This is a genomic window from Bacteroides sp. CAG:633 (assembly GCF_000435115.1).
GTDB lineage: Bacteria > Bacteroidota > Bacteroidia > Bacteroidales > Bacteroidaceae > Bacteroides > Bacteroides ndongoniae.
In genome coordinates, this window is sequence record NZ_FR883041.1 from 18,504 (window position 1) to 39,182 (window position 20,679).

A 20,679-nucleotide genomic window follows, 5' to 3' on the forward strand; every position below is an offset into this window, starting at 1 on the left:
TATTAGAACTTATTATGATAGAACTAAAAAACAATCCTGCCGGCAACTTTTTCCTGATTGCCGGTCCTTGTGTAATTGAAGGAGAAGAAATGGCCTTGCGCATTGCAGAACGCATTGTGGGCATCACCGAAAAGTTACAGATACCTTACGTGTTCAAAGGCTCTTATCGGAAAGCCAACCGCTCGCGTTTGGACTCATTCATGGGAATCGGCGACGAAAAAGCCCTGAAGATACTCAAAAAAGTACACGATACGTTCGGCGTACCGACTGTAACAGACATCCATGCAGCCGACGAAGCAGAAATGGCAGCCGAATACGTTGACATTCTGCAAATTCCTGCATTCCTTTGCCGGCAAACAGACCTGCTGATAGCTGCAGCCAAGACGGGCAAGACCATCAACATCAAAAAAGGACAATTCCTGTCGCCGCTTGCCATGCGCTTTGCCGCTGAGAAAGTGATTGAGGCCGGCAATAAACACGTCATGCTGACCGAACGCGGTACTACCTTTGGCTATCAGGATCTGGTAATAGACTATCGGGGTATTCCTGAAATGCAATCGTTTGGCTTCCCTGTAATCCTTGACGCTACCCACTCCTTACAGCAGCCGAATCAAGCCAGTGGAGTAACCGGAGGAATGCCTCAGCTTATTGAAACAGTGGCTAAAGCAGGCATTGCAGTAGGAGTAGACGGGCTGTTCATCGAAACGCACGAGAATCCGGCTGTAGCCAAGAGCGACGGTGCGAACATGCTGAAGCTGGACTTGCTGGAAGGGCTGCTCACCAAATTAGTAAGAATAAGGAAAGCCATTAAAGAAACAGAAGACTAAATTCCAAAATATTTTTAGGTTTCTGTGTGATTTATCGCTTTTCTTTCCGACAGATAAGTCAGAAAACAACTTAATTACAAAAAGAAATGAAACATCTATTTCGTAAATTAGGATTTGCCGTTATCATGTTATGCGGCAGTTTCCAACTGGCATCGGCTCAGATGCAGATGCCTCCCATCCCGGTAGATAAAGATGTACGTATCGGACATCTTGACAACGGTCTGACCTATTACATCCGCCACAACGCCCTGCCCGAGCATCGTGTCGAATTCCACATTGCTCAAAAAGTAGGTTCTATCCTTGAAGAGCCACAACAACGTGGTTTGGCTCACTTCCTGGAGCACATGGCCTTCAACGGAACCAAGAACTTCCCGGGCGATGAAAAAGGCCTGGGCATCGTACAGTGGTGCGAAACCAAAGGTATCAAGTTTGGTGTGAACCTCAATGCCTATACTTCAGTAGACCAGACTGTTTATCGCATCAGCAACGTGCCTACTGATGATCAAAGCGTAGTAGACTCCTGCTTGCTCATTCTGCACGACTGGAGCAACGCCGTACTGCTGTCAGACAAAGAAATCGATAAAGAGCGCGGCGTCATTCACGAAGAATGGCGTAGCCGGAACAGCGGTATCATGCGTCTGTACACCGAAGCCCAGGCAGTTATGTACCCGGGAGACAAATATGCAGACTGTATGCCTATCGGAAGCATTGATGTCATTGATAACTTCCCCTATCAGGCTATCCGCGACTATTACGCCAAATGGTATCGTCCCGACCTGCAGGGAATCATCATTGTGGGCGACATAGACGTTGACCAGATGGAAGCCAAAATCAAGTCAGTATTTGCTGACGTGAAGAAGCCCGTCAACCCGGCCGAACGTGTCTATTATCCGGTAGCCGACAACCAGGAACCTTTGGTTTACATCGGTAAGGATAAAGAAATTGACGACCCGACTATCGAAATCTACTTCAAGCAAGACCCGACACCCGACTCCATTAAAGGGAACATGGCTTACCTGCTGCAGCAATACATGCTTAGCATGACTACCAGCATGCTCAACTCCCGCTTGAACGAATTGCGTCAGTCTGCCAATCCTCCGTTCATCTATGCCGGATGCTATTATGGAAATTACTTCCTTGCACAGACCAAAGATGCCTTTACTTTAAGCATCAGCAGCAAGGCAGAAGGCATTAACGAAGCCCTGAAAGCCGGATTGACCGAACTGGAACGCGTACGCCGCTACGGATTCACCGAAAGCGAATACGAACGCGCACGTGCCAACTACCTGCAACGTCTGGAATCGGCTTACAATGAACGCGAGAAGACCAAAAACGATTCTTACGTCAACGAATATATCAACCACTTCCTGATGGCAGAACCGATCCCCGGCATCGAATTCGAATATACGACCATGAATCAGATTGCTCCGAATATCCCGGTAATGGCCATCAACCAGGCAATCCAACAAGGCGGTCTGCTGCCCGACAACAACCAGGTAGTATTCATTGCTGCTCCTGAAAAAGAAGGAATTGTTTGTCCTACCAAAGAAGAGGTTGTCGCACAGCTGAAAGGCATGAAAGACCTCAAGGTAGAAGCTTATGTTGACAAAGTATCCAACGAACCGCTGATGAAAGAAGCTCCGAAAGGTGGTAAAATCGTATCGGAAAACACGAATGCCATTTACGGAACAACAGAACTGACCCTGTCGAACGGTGTGAAAGTCTACATCAAGAAGACAGACTTCAAAGCTGACGAAATCCAGATGAAGGGCGTAAGCCTGGGCGGTACAAGCCTCTTCCCCGATAATGATAAACTCGAAATGAGTTACCTGAACAGTGTCATACAAGCTGGTGGACTTGGTAACTTCAGCAAAGTAGACCTGACCAAGATGTTGGCTGGTAAGAAAGTATCTGTCAACGCCGCAGTCGGTGCCAATACAGAAGGCATCACCGGAAGCTGCTCGCCCAAAGATTTCGAAACCATGATGCAGCTTACTTACCTGAGCTTCACAGCTCCCCGCAAGGATATGGATGCCTTTGCATCACTGAAAAGCCGAATTAAAGCCCAACTGGAAAGTGCTGAATCGAATCCGTTGAGCAGCATCAACGATACTATCCAGAAGATGATGTACGGTTACCACCCACGCTACTTCAGCATGAAGCCCGAAATGGTAGACCAGATCAACTACGATCGCATCATCGAGATGTACAAAGACCGTTTTGCCGATGCCAGCGACTTCCGTTTCTTCCTGGTAGGTAACGTTGACATCGAAAAGGTAAAACCGCTGATCGAGCAATATTTGGGCGCACTGCCTTCGACCGGACGCAAAGAAACCTTCCGCGACAACCACATGGATATAGCCAAAGGTATGCTGGAAAATACTTATGCCAAAGAACAACAAACCCCGATGGCTACCGTATTCATGCTTTATTCCGGCAAATGCAAGTATGATCTGAAAGACAATCTTCTGATGAGCTTCCTGACTCAGGCTCTTGACATGGTTTATACTGAAGAAGTTCGCGAAAAAGAAGGTGGTACATACGGCGTAAGCAGCTACGGACAACTGTCCAAACATCCGAATGAGAAATTCATGCTGCAAATCGTTTATCAGACAGACCCTGCCAAGAAAGATCACCTGAACGGTATCATCGACGCACAAATGAAGAAGATGGCTTCCGAAGGTCCGACTGAAGAGCATCTGCAGAAGATTAAAGAATACATGCTGAAGAAGTACAAAGACAACCAGAAAGAAAACGGCTACTGGCTGAACAATCTGGACGAATACTTCTATACAGGTGTAGATTACACTCAGGGTTACGAAGAAGCTGTAAACAGCATCACCGTCAAAGACGTACAGAAATTTGCTGCCGACTTGGTTAACCAAGGTAACAAGATTACAGTTGTGATGACAGTGCCTGAGAAGTAATAATCTAATTTAAGTTTCGCAAATGCTCAACTTAGTAGTTGACAAGGCTTCAGTCAACAAGTCTACAGGGTTGGAAATGCCTTGTCAACTCGTCAACTTGTTACTCGTCAACTGTAACTTGAGCTTGCGAAAGTTGAGTAATCTGAAAAGATAATCAAGCACAAACATACGAAGGTGTGTCGAAACAACAAAATATTGTCCGTTTTCGGCACACCTTCTTCTTTCTAAAATCGTATATAACTGCCTATTAAAAAACAATGAACCTTTTCTTAGAACTCCGACGCCACGGCAAACTTGCCAATCAGCGCAATCCCATGTACGAGAAAAGCCGCTTCGCCAAATTCTGGATCTATCTGATGGTAGTATTCTGGGCCGGCTATCTCATCTTTTTCGGCATAACATTTGCCTTTGCTTTCAGTGAAGGAGCACAGGAAGCCTATCATGTACTGAACGGCGGACTGCTTTTTATCCTTGCACTCGATTTCGTTATCCGCCTGCCTTTTCAAAAAACACCTTCGCAGGAAGTCAAACCCTACATGCTGCTCCCCATCAAGCGCAGCCGGCTCATCGACTGTCTGCTGATACGTTCCGGTCTGGATTCATTCAATCTGTTCTGGTTCTTTTTCTTTGTCCCGTTTGCCATTCTGACCATTGCCCGTTTCTACGGAGTAACAGGAGTCTTAACCTATCTGATAGGTATCTGGCTACTAATGCTGCTCAACAACTACTGGTTCCTGCTTTGCCGTATGCTTATGGGAGAACGCTTCTGGTGGTTTTTACTCCCGGTCTTGGTTTATGGCGCATTGGGAGCAGCCTTCTTCATTCCTGATGAAAGTCCGCTATTCGACTTCTGCATCAATGTGGGCGAAAGTTTCATTTTGGGTAACTGGCTGACGTTTGCCGTAACTTTGGCCATCATTGCTCTGTTCTACCTGTTAGACCGCTACATCATCGGAAAGATGATTTACGGCGAAATCAATAAAGTAGAAGATACGACTGTGCAGGTAAAACATGTATCGGAATACCGTTTCCTGGAACGTTACGGCCAGGTGGGCGAATACATGAAGCTGGAACTGAAGATGCTGCTACGCAACAAAATCTGTAAGCGCGGGCTCTATTCGGCCGGTGGCGTGGTACTGGTATTCAGTGCTCTCATTGCTTTCACAGATGCCTATCAGGGAGGAATGAAAGATTTTCTGGTTATGTACAACTTTGCATTATTCGGCATTCTGTTCCTGAGCACCATCATGGGCTACGAAGGAAACTATATAGACGGGCTGATGAGCCGCAAGGAAAGCATTTACTCGCTTCTGCAAGCCAAATACGCCATCTACAGCATTGGACAGGTTATTCCGCTGGTTATGATCATTCCCGCCATCATTATGGGCAAAGTAACACTGCTCACCGCCATTTCATGGTTTTTCTTCATCCCCGGCTTTGTGTACTTCGGTATGTTCCAGATGGCTGTATACAACAACCGGACAGTAGACATGAACAACAAGATGACTCAGCGAAACGTCGGTACAGGCATGCAGAACCTGATTTCGTCAGCTGTATTCATAGTCCCCTTGCTGCTATATTTCCTGCTGCACTTCCTGACAGGCGAAACGACAACCGCATGGATATTCATAGCCATCGGACTCGCCTTTATACTTACTTCGAGATACTGGCTGCGTAACGTCTACAACCGCTTCATGAAACGGCGGTATAAAAACATGGAAGGCTTCCGCGACAGCCGACAGAAATAACCGGGCTATCCCATAGTAAACAGTTCTTCGGATATCCCCATCATCAACTATCCAGCTTAAAAACAAACTATGATTCAGATTACCAATTTACAGAAAAAATTCGGCGAAAAAATAGCCGTCAACATAGACAATTACACCATCGGGAAGGGCGAAATGCTGGGTCTCGTAGGTAACAACGGCGCCGGAAAAACTACTTTATTCCGCCTTATCCTCGACCTGCTGCAAGCCGACCAAGGTGAAGTCACCATCAATGACATCAACGTAGCCCGAAGCGAGGACTGGAAAAGCATAACCGGAGCCTACATCGACGACGGTTTCCTGATCGACTACCTGACTCCTGAAGAATACTTCTACTTCATCGGCAAAATGTACGGCCTGAAGAAGGAAGAGGTAGACGAACGGCTGAAACCATTCGAACGCTTTATGAACAACGAGGTGCTGGGACAGAAGAAGTTCATACGCAACTACTCCATGGGAAACAAGCAGAAAATAGGCATCATCTCTGCCATGCTGCACTATCCCCAGTTGCTGATACTCGACGAGCCGTTCAACTTCCTCGACCCCAGTTCGCAGGCTGTCATCAAGCATCTGCTGAAAAAGTATAGCGACGAACATCAGGCCACAGTCATCATCTCCAGCCACAACCTGAACCACACGGTCGACATCTGCCCACGCATCGCTTTGCTGGAACACGGTGTCATCATCCGCGACATTCACAACGAAAACAATTCAGCAGAAAAAGAACTGGAAGACTACTTCAATGTCCGTGTCGAAGAAGAACTGGAAGAAGAAGCCAGCCAGCAAAACGAAGAAAAGCAAGATAACCAAACCGAATTGCAATGAAACAGTCCATCGTCCATGCCCTCTGCCTCCTGCTTCTGGCTATCGGAGTGAGTTCGTGCCACACGTCGGCTCCCCGACTGAACTATCAATCTCTGGCCCGCGCTTCCCTCAAACTGGGTATGGACATCGAACGGACCGACAACCACCAGCTGTACATACAAGCCGCCGAATGGATAGGCACTCCCTATCGTGCCGGCGGCACCAGCAAGCGTGGAACGGACTGTTCGGGACTGGTAGCGCAACTCTATAAAAAAGTCTACCACATACGTTTGCCACGCAGCACGTCCGGCCAACTGGAAGAAAGCCGGAAAGTGTCACGACGCAATTTGCGCGAGGGCGACCTTGTATTTTTCACCAGTCGCACCTCGCGCAAAAAAGTGACTCATGTAGGCATCTATCTGAAAAACGGCAAGTTTATTCATGCCAGCACCAGTCGCGGGGTAATCGTAAGCAGTCTGAAAGAAGACTATTATTCCCGACACTGGCTTCGGGGCGGAAGGATAAAGTAAACCATCTGCCTGTTTCGGTACGAATCTCTGCATTTCCCCATGTACCGGTTTGTTACGACTGATGCAATAACACAATAGTCTTTTGCAACCAAACTCTCAGACGATGCTATCCCCGAAAAACGTTTCAAGCGTCAGAGACTATTCACATAATCGTTCAGTTCGTTCACCACTGCGGCAGCAGTCTTGGCCGTGCTGTTACCGGGCATGAAGTTTCCGACAAGTCTGTTCAGTTTGTCCAGCGCACGGGTCGCCTTCCGGCGAGTCAGCTCTTCGCGTAATAACAGGATTTTCTCACAGCACTGCAAGCCCTCGACCAAACGTTCGAAACGTATGCTGCTGCGAGGCCCCGGATACAGACAGTATGTATCGCCTGCTGCCCAAGTACGGAAACGGGAATCGCGCAACGGGTCAAGCGGCCAGCTCATGGTAGACCATCGCAAATAGCCATCATAACCTCCTGCAACTGCATGAATGGCAGTCCAGGCTGCCTCGGCCGGCGACGAAAACGTAAAGATATTTGGGAAAGCTTCCGTGCAACAAGTATAATATGTACTGATTTGACCTTTCCGCTCGCGCTCGGCTTTGACTTCTTGAGGGAATACCTGTCCGTAAGGAATGCACAAGTAATAAAGATCGGACTGAATCTCTGCATGATAGTTGCCGGCAAGCATTATCTTGAAGCCGGGATCGGCAGCCTTCACTACTTTAATAGCTTCCTGCATGTCTTTCAAAGGACGCTCGTCCATCGAAATGGCCGTCTTTTCAAACCATCCTTTTGCCTTAAGATGGCGCGCAAAATCTTTCAGGAAGGTTCCCCAATAGTCTGCATATGCACGGTCGCCCGGCTTAGCCTCAACGAAAAGCACCCGATTGGTAGCCTGGTCATAATAATCGAACTTCAAGTCCCAGGGAACCATTGTGTAACAGCTTATCAGGTCATCAATTCCTACCTCATTCATCATGAAATCGACCCACTTGTCGAATACCGTATAATCGAACTTCCAGGTTCCGTCCAGTTGCTTCATCCGGAATATCATACTGTCATAATGGTCTTGTGTCTGACCGGCCCAAGGCTTGTGCATAATGCTGGCAGTAATAGTCCGCTGCCCGGCATCGGCCAACATCCGCATAATGGGACGCATGGCATCGAAATGCTCTTTACTCCACAACGGAACCTGATAGTAACGGGCTACGGCATAAGGATTCTGCCACAAGTCGACATACATCTTCCAGTCTGCAGGAGCCGGCAACACCCGGTTGCTCACCTTTATCTCGACCACGAGAGACTGCTTGGCCAACTTTTCGCCCGACACTGACAACTTACCGCGATAGATGCCCGGCTGACTGTCGGACGGAATCCAGACATTCATCCAGATGGGTTGTGTGGTACGTGCTTTGACCGGAAGTTCCAGGTTGATATCAATCATATCGGCCACAAGAGACGAGTCCCAGTCTGCTTTATTGGGCCGATGACCGCATCCGCCCTGTCCATCCTTATTCAATTCGTCGGTCATGACATATCTGACAAAGCCTGCCTTGACCGCCGATGCCGGAATCCGGTGCTTGCCGTTTGTCAGGTCGGATACCTCTATCCTGACCTTGCCCAAGTCTGCTTTTGTCCAAAGCACAGCCTGCGCATTCACTCTTTCGCCCCGCCAGCCTTTCAGACGGAGCGAACTCTTCCGACTGATGTCGGGAACATCCAGTTTTCGGTAACGCACATCTGTACTGCCCCAACTGAAACAAGCAGTCTGTTTCAGCTGTTCCCACACTGTTGCATCGTCGTGAGGCTTGGTATCGGTTAATTCATCGAACTGATGTAACGGAAAGCGATCCACCTGCTGGGCACCGGCATACAAGCTACAAAGCGCCAACACAAAAAGAAAGATTTTTTTCATAACAAATATAGATAATTACAGGTTATAGTAAAGCCAGCACCTATTATATATACAGATGCCACTGGACAGACGAAATGGTCCGTCTGGCAGACAAAGATAAAGCTAATCTGCCAAAAGAAAAACAAAATCACTACCTTTGCCACAAAAAGCGACCAATGAATTACTCTACTTATCTGTTCGACTTCGACTATACACTTGCCGACTCCTCGCGCGGCATCGTCACCTGCTTTCAGCATGTGCTGCAACGGAACGGTTACCTTCAGGTAGCCAACACGACCATCAAACGGACCATCGGCAAAACGCTGGAAGAATCGTTCACCATCCTGACCGGCGTAACCGACAGCGAACGTCTGGCCGAATTCAGGAAACAGTATGTCAAGGAAGCCGATGTCTACATGACTGCCAATACGTTTCTTTTCCCCGAAACCATCCAGACACTGACTGCCCTGAAAAACGCAGGCGCCAATGTTGGAATCATCTCGACCAAATATCGCTACCGCATCAAAGAACTGCTCGACCATCACCTGCCCGACGGAGTAATCGACATCATCGTAGGCGGCGAAGACGTGAAACAGCCCAAGCCCTCGCCCGAAGGACTGCTGTATGCCATCGAGCGGCTGCAGGCCGACAAAACACAGGTGTTGTACATCGGCGACAGCACCGTCGATGCCGAAACAGCCCAGTCGGCAGGAGTAGACTTTGCCGGAGTGACACACGGAGTAACCACAGCCCACGAGCTGGCCTGCTATCCGCACGTCTGCATCATGTCGTCGCTGGAAGAACTGCTCTGAAGAAAAGCCGGAACTGATACGAAAAGAAATAACAAACTGCGTCTGCTTACATCCCCTGACAGACTATCTTTAACAGCCCCTACGAACAACACTTGCACGGCTCGCGAGCCACACAAGTGTCCCACAAATGTATTGCAAGTGTCCTACAAACGCCTTACAAACAAGCCTTTAGAAAAGCATAAATTACTCTTTGACGCAACGGATGGAAAGTGCCTTATAATAGTCGCCACGGGTGGAAAGAGTGGAAGACATCACAAACCCTTCATCGCTGCCCGTCAGGAAAACAGTCTGTTCGGGAAGCGTTCCGTCCGCTTCCATTGTCCAGTAGCCCACCATCTTATAGGCAGACTGATGGCTGCTCTTAATCCAAGTTCCTACCGGATAGGCATTGAAGCCAGTCAGTCCCGAATGTGAAGCAGTCGTTTCTCCCAAATCGAGCGGTTCCCATTTGCTGGAAGCGGCTTTCAGCAATCCGGCCTTGCCGTTCAGGTATTTTTTCAGTTTCGTCCAGTCCTCGGTCGAAGGTATCCGCCATCCGTCCGGGGTGATGTCGTTGGCTAACAGGGCTTCGCCGTTGTAGAAGCGAATACCGTCCTTGTCGTCTGGCTGAAAATAACCCGTCACTTTGTCCTCCAGGTTAGTTTGCCGCTCAATGGGCGTACCGTCCTTATAGCTGACGGCACACAAGTCCTGCCTCATCCAATACTGCGTACCGATCTTTACTACCGAATAAGTATCCAGCTTACCGGCCCGCATATCACGCAAACGATAGCCTACTACGTTGACTTTCATACAGGTTTCTGGCTTGACATCAACAACAATCGACTGTTTTTCGTCCAAATACAACGTCTCGACAGGCGCCGAAGTTCCGGCCGTATAAGCGAATGTATTGCGCTCCGCATCCCAGCTGACCTTACCTCCATGCACTTCGCCGGTCTGACCTATCAGTTGCAAGACAATGCCCTGCGTAAGGTCTGTCACTTCGTTCTTCACCGGATAGGCAACGATAGCCTGCGAAGCAATCTCGTCAGCTTCGGAAACAAGATATTCCTTACAAATCTCGGCCACGGTTCTTCCGTTGTTATAAAGCCGGTAAACACTAGAGGTACCGAACGACAATGCAGCGATATGTACCTCGCCCGTTTGCAGCGATCCTTCGGTTTCTTCCTGTTTGGTCGTTTCGCCCCACTCTTCCACTTCGCCTACAATTCCGGCAAGCGTACGGTTTTCCACTTCCGCCATTTTAATCTGAATGGCCCGCTGCGTGTTACCCTCAAGGGTTACGGCCGAGATAGGACAAGTATACAGAATGCCCTTCCACTCGATGACAACCGACTGGCTTTCCGGGTCTGCTTCCTGCGGAATCACAATCACATCCTTGCCGGTCAGCCGGTCACTATCTTTTTTCCATTTGCCAGAAACGACGATGTCCGACTTCCCTTCCGGACTGCTCACCTCGCCCGACTTCAGGTCGTAATGGGCTTTCGTGTAAAATCCGGTTACAATCACCTTCGGATTGTCCTGATAGATTTCGTCCAAATTCGCACCTTCTCCGGGAATCAGTTCAATGTTCAGCTTACTCATGCGATGTTTGAAGGTCAGCGAAACCGCCGCACTGCTGCTTTTCACCCCAGTTTTGGTAGCCACCAGAAAGTCGGAAGCCGAACGGTTTTCCGCAGTACTCTGGTCAGCCAGTACAGATACCGGAATTACCGTCGATCCCGCTTCTACACCCGCCTGGCTGTAAGGATAGTAAGCCAGAAAGTCCAATGATCCGTCGCCTTCGGGATAAAACACTTCCCGTTCGGGGATAAGTGTCGAAGTACCGTTATGCTCCAGCCGCAGGTTGTCGATGTAACGATAACCATCGATAGACGCTCCGCCCATAGTGGCAAACAAGCCGATACGGTCGCCCGCCTCGAAGCCGCTGTTACCCACACGGGTGACAGTCGATGCCTTACTTACTTTTGCAGAGAAACTGATTGGGATATTGCTTTCTGCAACGTCTTCATCACCAATCTGATTGACACATGCCGCCGACAGACAGAGTACGGCCAGGCAAGAAAAACCGCGTACAGCGGATTTTAGCATTGTACTGCTTCTCATAATAATAAATATTAGGGTTAATAAAAAAGTGTCAGCTACTACAATTATCATCGATACAGAAACCGGCTCTTTTCCTTTAGGAGAGAACGTGCAGAAAATAAGCTATAGAAAAAAGTACAAATGCCTTTAAAAACCGATTACGTCTGTCTTTCAAAAAATAAATGCCTCTCTCTAATTTGCCTGCATCCCATCACATCGGGTTCATGTGGCGGCAAATATAGACTAAAAAAATGAATAATGCAAAGAAACGGGGAAAAATCGTTCAAAAAGAAAGAAAATATCCCTATCAACCCTAATAAACCAGATTAAAACGTATCAAAAAGAAAGTTTATCAATATAATAAAAGGGAAGTCTGATTACTTCCCTTTCACTATTCGTTTGATGTCATTCAGCTTGTTCAGCGCTTCGAGTGGCGTCAGATTATTTACGTCGAGGTTCAGAATCTCATCGCGTATCTGGCACAACACCGGATCGTCGAGCTGAAAGAAACTGAGCTGCATGCCGGCTGCCGAAGAAGCACCTTCGGTAATCTTCTTTCCACCCACCGATCCTGTCTGTCGGTTCTCGGCTTCCAGCTGCTTCAGTATTTCGTCGGCACGTTTCACAATGCTCTTCGGCATACCTGCCATCTTGGCCACGTGGATACCAAAGGAATGCTCGCTTCCGCCACGCTCCAACTTGCGAAGGAAAATCACCTTATTATCCACTTCCTTCACCGCCACGTTGTAGTTCTTGATCCGTTTGAAGCTCTTCTCCATCTCGTTCAGTTCGTGGTAGTGCGTGGCAAACAGCGTGCGGGCACGGGCGCGGGGATGCTCGTGGATGTACTCCACAATGGCCCAGGCTATCGAAATACCGTCGTAGGTCGAAGTACCACGACCCAGCTCGTCAAACAATACCAGACTGCGCGCCGAAAGATTGTTCAGAATATCGGCCGCCTCATTCATCTCGACCATAAACGTCGACTCGCCCACCGAGATATTGTCGCTGGCTCCTACACGGGTGAAGATTTTGTCCACCAGTCCGATGTGGGCACTCTCGGCCGGAACAAAACTGCCAACCTGTGCCATCAGTGTGATCAGCGCCGTCTGACGCAACAACGCCGACTTACCGGCCATGTTCGGACCCGTAATGATAATAATCTGCTGCGTGCTGCTGTCCAGCATTACGTCGTTGGCAATGTACTTCTCGCCGATGGGCAACTGCTTCTCGATGACCGGATGCCTTCCCTGATGAATCTCCAGCACATCGTCGTCGGCAATGACGGGGCGGATATAATTGTTTTCGCGAGCTACGTTGGCAAACGAAAGCAGACAGTCCAGACGGGCTATCTGGTTGGCATTGATCTGAATGGCAGGGATAAACTCGGTAAGTGCCTGCACCAGTTCGGTATAGATCTTCGTTTCCAGAATCAGTATCTTGTCTTCTGCTCCCAGTATTTTTTCCTCGTATTCCTTCAGCTCCTGCGTGATGTAACGTTCGGCATTGACCAGCGTCTGCTTGCGTATCCACTCCTGCGGAACCTTGTCCTTGTGCACGTTGCGCACCTCGATGTAATAGCCGAAAACGTTGTTGTACCCGATTTTCAGACTGGGGATGCCGGTCAGCTCGCTCTCGCGTTGCTGCACCTGCAACAGGTAGTCTTTGCCACTGTAGGCTATTTCGCGGAGTTCGTCGAGTTCGGCATTTACGCCCTGTTTGATGACCCCTCCCTTGTTCACCAGCAACGGAGGATCGTTGTTGATTTCGTGATCGATGCGGTCGCGGATAGACTGGCAGATGTTCAGTTGCTCGCCAATGCGGTTCAGACTGGCATTATCGGCTTCCAGACAAGCCGTTTTGATAGGCTCAATGGCCTGCAAAGCCACTTTCAATGCTACCACTTCACGCGGAGAGACACGACCGACGGCTACTTTGGAGATAATGCGCTCCAAGTCGCCGATCAGGTGAAGCTGTTCTTCAATCAGTTCCTTGAAGTCGGGTTGGCGGAAGAAATACTCCACCACATTCAGACGGTCGTTGATAGGCTGTACGTCCTTCAGCGGGAATACCAGCCAACGCCTCATCAGGCGGGCTCCCATCGGGCTGATGGTCTTGTCGATAACATTCAGCAAACTGCTTCCTCCATCGTTCATCGAACCCATCAACTCTAGGCTGCGTACCGTAAACTTGTCCAGGCGGACATACTTGTCCTCCTCAATCCGCGCCAGCGAAGTGATGTGGGCAATCTGTGTGTGTTGCGTCATGATGAGGTATTGCAAGATGGCTCCCGAAGCAATAATACCATTCTTCAGATGCTCCACACCGAAACCTTTTAGGTTCTTCACCTCGAAATGCTTCAGCAACTTCTCACGGGCGGTCGTTTCCGTAAAAATCCAGTCGTCCAGCTCGAACGTGAAAAACTTGTTCCCGAAATTCCCTTCGAACATACCACGCTTACCTCTTTCAAACAATACCTCCTTCGGAGCAAAGTTATTCAGCAACTTGTCTACATAGTCGAAAGGACCTTCGGCCGTAAGGAACTCTCCGGTCGAAATATCCAGAAAGGCCACGCCACAGGCACCTTTTCCGAAATGTACGGCAGCAAGAAAATTATTCTCCCTATAGTTCAGCACGTTGTCGTTGATCGACACGCCCGGAGTTACCAGCTCCGTGATTCCCCGCTTCACCAGCTTCTTGGTCAGTTTCGGGTCTTCCAACTGGTCGCAAATCGCCACCCGCTTGCCGGCACGAATCAGCTTGGGCAAATAGGTGTCGAGTGCATGGTGGGGGAATCCGGCCATCTCAATGGTCTTCCCTTTGCCATTGGCACGCTTGGTCAGCGTAATACCCAATATCTCCGAAGCAACAATGGCATCGGTCGAATAAGTTTCATAGAAGTCCCCGCAACGAAACAGCATCACAGCATCGGGATGCTTCGCCTTCAGGTCGAGAAACTGTTTCATCATCGGAGTAAGGACAATATCTTCTTGCATGATATGTTTTTTTGAATTCTCTGTTTATTGAAATATCCAAGTGCCGGACGCACGATGACTTGCCGGAGTATGCCCCACCCTGCCATCCGTTTCGGCAACTTCTGCAAAGATACCTCTTTTTTAGAAAACAGATGCGGAGAGCATTTAAATCCTTAGCAACCCTTAACAAATTACCGGATTATCATAAAACATGTTATAAAACAGCCTTTTTTATTTGTTTTATTTGCAGATTTCCCAAAAGTCCGTACCTTTGCAACGTGTTTTTCATAGTATTAGATTTAAGGTTAACAAGAAGGTTGGAGTACAGCGGTACTCCTTTTTTTATACCTGTACGCAAACATTGCTTCTGTCACTTCTTTCCGTCTGCGGCAGGCGTCTTGTCCATCTCCATCCACAACTTCTTGCGAAATCCCAAAGGAGTCTCGCCCGAACAACGCCTGAAGAACTTGCAGAATGCTGATGTATCGCTGAAATTCAGCTTGGCTGAGACATCGTTCACCGTCAGCTTCCGGTTGCCCAGCAGCATGCATGCCTCCATCAGCAACAATTCGCTGATAATGGCATTCACCGTCTTTCCTGTGCCGCTTTTTACGATGCGCGACAGATATTGCTCACTGATGGCCAGTTCGCGAGCATAGAAAGAGACAAAATGTTCTTCACGAAAATGACGGGTAACCAGCGCATAAAACTCCTGCAATACATGGTCTTTAGGACTGACATGCTTGCGTATCGGCGTCTTGCGCGACAGAAAGTCGGCAATGTCCAGAAACAGAGCGTTGCACACTGCCTGGACGCGACGGAAAAGAAACTTATGATCGGACCGAAGCAACTGCATCAGAAACTCCAACTGGCCGCGCACGACGTCTGATTCATCCGCAGTCAGCAGTATCGTATATTGCCTGTTCTGCCTCATCGTAGCCAATACCATAGCCGTTATCTGCGTCAGATAGGAATCGTTGGTAAACATGGTTTCCGAAATGGAAAGCGTAATGAAATGAATATCTTCGGAAGAAAACAGATGGTCGGTCAGGAAGTTTGCTCCATGCACCAGCAGGGTTCCGGCTTCCATCACAATGTGTTCACCATTGAGCAGAATCTCCGAACGACCCTCCAGGATGAATATCAGATACAGTTCGCGGTTGAAGTAGGCTTCGCCCTCGGGATAGTTTCGGTCGCCATAGACGCTCTCGAAGCACACCACATCTTCACCGTAATGAGGAATATCCGGATGCTTTTTCAGCATTCCCGCATTGTCAAATATACACGATTTTACCATTTTCGAGCATTATACCAGCTACAAAGATAGCACTTGTTTCGTAATCGACAAAAATTATGTCATATCGGATAATATCCATGCAACAGAAAAGAACGAACTTTGCCGCCGGAAAAAACAGGTATTAGAATATAATTAGGAAAGAGGTAAAAAGATGGAAATGAAAAGTATTATCAAAAGGTATTTAGTTTTTGTATTGGGACTGTATTTTCTGGCTGCGGGCGTAGTGCTCATTGTCCGTTCGGCCTTAGGTACTACCCCTATTTCGAGTATCAACTATGTAATGAGTCTGAACACACCGCTCACATTGGGCACCTGTACGTTCATCATCAACATGTTGCTCATCGTAGGTCAGTTCTGGCTAATACGCGGACGAGGAAGTCGGCAAGACGTTATGGAAATACTGCTGCAAATACCCTTCTCGTTCATCTTCTCGGCTTTTATCGACTTCAATATGGTTTTGGCTTCCGACATACATCCGGTAAACTATGCTGCCTCCATCGGCTTGCTGCTGGTAGGATGCATTATACAGTCGGTAGGTGTGGTACTCGAACTGAAACCTCGTGTGGCAATGATGAGCGCCGAAGCTTTCGTGAAGTATGCTTCTTCGCGCTATAACCGCGAATTCGGTCGCACAAAGGTTTGCTTCGACATTACTCTGGTCACACTGGCCGTACTTACTTCACTGGCTTTCACACAAACCATCGAAGGTGTACGCGAAGGTTCGCTGATTGCCGCCTGCCTGACAGGCTACATTGTCAGCTTCCTCAATCATAAAATTATGACCCGGAAAAACCTCTACCGTCTGGTGCCCGTATTAAAGAGTAATAGCATAGAATACGCCCCAAAGGCTTAACAAATCTGTAATTCAGCTAATACATGTTATAAAGCATGCATTTTTACTTGGATTATTTGCAGATTTCCAGAAAGTCCGTACATTTGCAATGTGTTTTTCATAGTATTAGATTTAAGGTTAACAAAGGTTGGAGTACAGCGGTACTCCTTTTTTTATGCCCGTACGCGAAGTGCATTCGTCGTGCGGGCTGTTTATTTGGCTATCAGCCTGTCAATCTGGACAGGTGTCTGAGGCCAGGAGGGCCGCACCATCGAACCGTAATTCACAATCACTCCTTCTTTATTCACCAGCAGAAAGTAGGGAATGCCGTCGATGTCCAGATGCTTGCGTATCTTACTCCAGTTGCTGCTGTCTACCCAATCTTCAAGAAACAGGCTTTCGATCGCTGTGTCGCGCAAGGAGAAACGTTGCAAGATCCGTTCGTAGTCGGCACGTTTCCCGCTACCACAGATACTGATTATGACTACATCGTCCGTACTGTATCGCGCACGCAACTTCTTCATCGGTTCTATCTCTGCCAGGCAGGGAGGACAATGAACTCCCCAAAAGTCGATATAAACCACCTTTCCCCGATGCTTGTCTATCAGCGAGCGCAAGGGGGCCATATACTGCTCTGCCTCGCTGTCGGAGGCGTCGCCATAGAGCAGATAACGGGAGTAACCCTCAGGATGCTGCAGATATTCCATGGTCCGCCTGTACAGCAGATCCACCGCATGTCGCAACACAGGCACCTGCACCAGCGCGTCGTATTTCGGACGGGCAGCCGTAAAATCTACCGTATCGTTATGAACCAACGAATTGCCCAGCATATTGGCCAAAAGGAACTGCGACAGCATGTTACCCTGTTGCTCGTCCACCAAATCCATGTCGGTAAAAGACTCATCGCCCACGGCATAGCGCCGGTATTGCAGATAAAAGTTCAGATGATAAAGCAACCGGAAATGAGCCGACGTAATGACTTCGTCGGACAACAGCGCATTCACTTCCGGCAACAGGGCTTCGTAACCTGCCATCTCCTGTTTCCAGTCCATCCGTTTCTCAATAAGTATCTGCCGTAAGTGTTCGCGCGCATATCGGAAACGCTCGGCACAGTAGTCGGCCAGCAACATGCGCTCCGTCAGCTTTGCCACATCGTCGCCGGGCGAATATCGGGTCAGGAAGTCGGCCCGCCTTTGTTTCCGCTCCTCATACCCTTTCTCCACAGCTTTGTCGAATGCCTCGCCGGAAGCACGAACATCCTCTGCATAATAATAATCCGGCAGGTAATAACCTTCCCCGACAAAATGCTGCATGCCCTGATTCAGAGCTGCCCGCGAACCCTTTACCACGGGATGCAGCAAGTCTTTGAAATCGATTTGCAAGTAAAGGCTGTCGCCTGCACTGACATAGAGACGGGGCGCATAATTGGCCAGCGACACCTCGCACAGCGCATCGCACAAAGGGAAACGGAAAAAGAAACTGCCATCGTCGCGCAAAGGCGTCGTATAGCAGATATCCTGACCGCTGAAATAGGACAACGACAAACGGAATTCGCGTTCGTTGGGATAGAAGTCACGGTTCAGCACCTTCCCACATATCACTACCTCGCCCCCGTCCGAAGCCGGCCGGGCAAAGGAACCGACTGCAACCGACGCAATCAGGCAAAAAAGAATCATAAAGTATCGCATAGTTATAGAGGCTTATTATGGATAGTGCAAAAATAGAGTTTTACAGCAAAATACCGCCTGTAAACATTTAAAAAGTATATAAAACCGCTAATACATGTTATAAAACATGCTTATTTACTCGGATTGTTTGCAAATCTCCGGAAAGTACGTACCTTTGCAATGTGTTTTTCATAGTATTAGATTTAAGGTTAACAAGAAGGTTGGAGTACAGCGGTACTCCTTTTTTTATGCCCATACGTCTGCTCCGCCCTCCTCGTCAGGCTGCTCCCGATGATTCTTCAGTCAGGCCACAGATTTTTCCTGATTGCCCAGCATTTTTTTCCTAACTGGAAAAAAATAACGCCCTACCTGTAACTATGCCGAAGCCTTGTACGACTAACGAAACAAAAAGACAAGGATATGACGGATACTAACAAAGAAAAAGAATTCACCGAATTGCTGCTGCAAAACCAACACATCATCTACAAAGTGTGCCTGATGTATGCACAGGATAAGGAAGATATCGCCGACCTCTACCAGGAGACGGTGTACAACCTGTGGAAAAGTTACACCACATTCGAAAACAGAAGCAGTTTCAGCACCTGGCTCTACCGTGTCGCCCTGAATACCTGCATCAGCGATCTGCGCCGCCGAAAGCACCACGAGTACGTGCCCCTGCAACTGACGGACATCGACCTGCCCGACAACGACCCGCAAGCCGAAATGCTGAACACCCTGTACAGCCTCGTCCGCTGCCTGAACAAGCTGGACCGCATGTACATCGTCCTCTGGCTGGACGAAAAGACCTACGACGAAATAGCCGAAATCGTCGGTACCAACCGCAATCAGGTAGCCGTCAGACTGCACCGCATCAAAGAGAAACTGAAAACAATGTCCAATCTTTAAATACCCTTTATTATGAATCTGGAAGAAATGCAACAAGCGTGGAAGGAACTCAACGAACGGGTCACACGCAACGAAATTCTGCACCGCGAAGAAGTGAAAAGAATACTGAACACACGACGGGAAAACAGCCTGGAAAAGATGACACGCGTGGAAAAAATGGGACTGGCGATGGTATTGATCGTCTGCATCGTATTCGCGTCTGCCTGGATTGCCCAGCCCGGTTTCCACATCGTGCCCGGCATTACAGGAGCCATACTGATCTTATACGGTCTTCTTGCACAAATCTTCAGCCTGAACAAACTGAGCAAAATCAGACGGGAAACCAATCTGGAAAACCAGGTACGCCACATCCTGCAATACAAGAGCCGTTACAACCGTATGCTGCTGATAGGCTATCCGCTCGTCGCCCTGTTCTTCATCTGTTTCCTCTGCTACTACGGCACACGGTCCAACATCCTCTTCATGTCGCTGCTACTGGCTGCCTGTATCATAGCCGACTACTTTACCTTCCACTACACGCACGACCGGGTAAAAGAGATGATGAGTGCCAACCGTGAACTCAAGCAGATAGAGGAAGAAGGTTAAGGAAGAAGAAAACGTATTGATATGCTTAACAAACCTATAGCAGCCTTAAAACGTGTTAGAAAAAACACATTCTCCGGCCAGAAATTTGCAGATTTCAAGAAAGGCCGTACCTTTGCAACGTGTTTTTCATAGTATTAGATTTAAGGTTAACAAGAAGGTTGGAGTACAGCGGTACTCCTTTTTTTATACCCGTACCCCAACCCTGTTAACCTTTACCCTTTCATCCTACAGACAACACCTGCAAACCCTCTGCTACGGCAGCGGTGCATAAAACCCCAACATAGGCTTATGATAAAGCAAGACTACCTGATACGCATGATACAGGAAATCATCTCGATGATTGTAGATGCCCTGCTCCACCGGAAAAGAATACGCGAGAAGGACTGGGAAGAATACGACCACCTGACCCGACAGATACTGGGCACCGACACCCGCGACCTGCTGAACACCACTGCCGAAGAGCTAACGGCACGCTATGCCGACACGCCCGACGGAATGAACAAGCTGGAGCTGGCCGCCGTCAGCATGTTGAAGCTATCCGAAGAAGTAGAGAAAGACAACCTGCTGCTAAAGTCGCGACTGCGCCAGGAAGGCGCACAGCTGCTGAGATACATCCAGCAAAACAGCGGCAACTACTCGCTTCAGCGCGAGTTCCTCATCCAACTGCTGCAAACCAATCCGTAACCTGAAAGCCTAAGCAGATGGTCCAAATACTTAACAAATCTGTAACAGATTTAAAACGTGTTATAAAACAGCACTTTCCGGTCGGGAAATTTGCAGATTCCGGAA

At 48.5% G+C, this 20,679-nt stretch carries 14 protein-coding genes and 1 pseudogene; 10 read left to right on the plus strand and 5 right to left on the minus strand.

Features of this window, described 5'->3' with window-relative positions:
* The first annotated feature begins 14 nt into the window (after positions 1-14).
* From kdsA to QVP67_RS05635, 5 genes are all read left to right on the plus strand, one after another.
* Entirely contained in the window at positions 15-827 is an 813-nt protein-coding gene (gene kdsA / locus QVP67_RS05615; protein ID WP_022162583.1) for a 3-deoxy-8-phosphooctulonate synthase, read from the plus strand.
* Positions 828-913: 86 nt separating this feature from the next.
* A complete protein-coding gene (locus tag QVP67_RS05620; RefSeq protein ID WP_022162584.1) occupies positions 914-3,754 on the plus strand; it encodes a M16 family metallopeptidase in 2,841 nt (946 codons plus the stop codon).
* A gap of 257 nt (positions 3,755-4,011) precedes the next feature.
* On the plus strand, positions 4,012-5,502 hold the full coding sequence (locus tag QVP67_RS05625; protein WP_022162586.1) for a DUF5687 family protein: 1,491 nt from the start codon (positions 4,012-4,014) through the stop codon (positions 5,500-5,502).
* A gap of 69 nt (positions 5,503-5,571) precedes the next feature.
* A complete protein-coding gene (locus QVP67_RS05630; protein WP_022162587.1) occupies positions 5,572-6,345 on the plus strand; it encodes an ABC transporter ATP-binding protein in 774 nt (257 codons plus the stop codon).
* Positions 6,342-6,854 (plus strand): C40 family peptidase, encoded by a 513-nt coding sequence (locus QVP67_RS05635; RefSeq protein WP_022162588.1) that lies wholly within the window; start codon positions 6,342-6,344, stop codon positions 6,852-6,854. The genes QVP67_RS05630 and QVP67_RS05635 overlap by 4 nt, the downstream gene beginning before the upstream one ends.
* A gap of 131 nt (positions 6,855-6,985) precedes the next feature.
* Here the strand turns inward: QVP67_RS05635 and QVP67_RS05640 are convergent, their stop codons facing one another.
* Positions 6,986-8,752, minus strand: a complete 1,767-nt coding sequence (locus QVP67_RS05640; RefSeq protein ID WP_022162589.1) for a DUF4091 domain-containing protein — start codon at positions 8,750-8,752, stop codon at positions 6,986-6,988.
* A 155-nt stretch (positions 8,753-8,907) separates the two neighbouring features.
* On the opposite strand from QVP67_RS05640, the pseudogene QVP67_RS05645 reads away from it, so the two are divergent.
* Positions 8,908-9,540 (plus strand): annotated as a pseudogene (locus QVP67_RS05645) (HAD family hydrolase); the annotation flags it as partial.
* A gap of 186 nt (positions 9,541-9,726) precedes the next feature.
* Here the strand turns inward: QVP67_RS05645 and QVP67_RS05650 are convergent.
* The 3 genes from QVP67_RS05650 to QVP67_RS05660 all read right to left on the minus strand — a co-directional run bounded on the left by QVP67_RS05650 (position 9,727) and on the right by QVP67_RS05660 (position 15,900).
* Positions 9,727-11,649 carry a fimbrillin family protein gene (locus QVP67_RS05650; RefSeq protein WP_022162591.1) on the minus strand — a complete coding sequence of 641 codons (1,923 nt, stop codon included), beginning with the start codon at positions 11,647-11,649 and terminating at the stop codon, positions 9,727-9,729.
* Positions 11,650-12,005: 356 nt separating this feature from the next.
* A complete protein-coding gene (mutS, locus tag QVP67_RS05655; RefSeq protein ID WP_022162592.1) occupies positions 12,006-14,624 on the minus strand; it encodes a DNA mismatch repair protein MutS in 2,619 nt (872 codons plus the stop codon).
* Between the two features lie 349 nt (positions 14,625-14,973).
* Positions 14,974-15,900 carry a helix-turn-helix domain-containing protein gene (locus QVP67_RS05660; protein ID WP_022162593.1) on the minus strand — a complete coding sequence of 309 codons (927 nt, stop codon included), beginning with the start codon at positions 15,898-15,900 and terminating at the stop codon, positions 14,974-14,976.
* Positions 15,901-16,051: 151 nt separating this feature from the next.
* On the opposite strand from QVP67_RS05660, the gene QVP67_RS05665 reads away from it, so the two are divergent.
* Positions 16,052-16,753, plus strand: coding sequence for a YczE/YyaS/YitT family protein (locus QVP67_RS05665; RefSeq protein WP_288179942.1), 702 nt, complete (start codon positions 16,052-16,054; stop codon positions 16,751-16,753).
* A 191-nt stretch (positions 16,754-16,944) separates the two neighbouring features.
* On the opposite strand, the gene QVP67_RS05670 is transcribed toward QVP67_RS05665, so the two are convergent.
* The gene (locus tag QVP67_RS05670) at positions 16,945-18,408 is read right to left on the minus strand and encodes a TlpA family protein disulfide reductase (RefSeq protein WP_288179943.1); all 1,464 of its coding nucleotides are present in this window, start codon (positions 18,406-18,408) and stop codon (positions 16,945-16,947) included.
* Positions 18,409-18,819: 411 nt separating this feature from the next.
* Here QVP67_RS05670 and QVP67_RS05675 point away from each other — a divergent pair, with 411 nt between their 5' ends.
* From QVP67_RS05675 to QVP67_RS05685, 3 genes are all read left to right on the plus strand, one after another.
* Positions 18,820-19,305 (plus strand): RNA polymerase sigma factor, encoded by a 486-nt coding sequence (locus QVP67_RS05675; RefSeq protein ID WP_022162596.1) that lies wholly within the window; start codon positions 18,820-18,822, stop codon positions 19,303-19,305.
* 12 nt (positions 19,306-19,317) lie between these two features.
* Positions 19,318-19,890 (plus strand): hypothetical protein, encoded by a 573-nt coding sequence (locus tag QVP67_RS05680; protein ID WP_022162597.1) that lies wholly within the window; start codon positions 19,318-19,320, stop codon positions 19,888-19,890.
* A 288-nt stretch (positions 19,891-20,178) separates the two neighbouring features.
* Complete coding sequence (locus QVP67_RS05685; RefSeq protein ID WP_022162598.1) at positions 20,179-20,574, plus strand: hypothetical protein; 396 nt, start codon at positions 20,179-20,181, stop codon at positions 20,572-20,574.
* Positions 20,575-20,679: the final 105 nt, after the last annotated feature.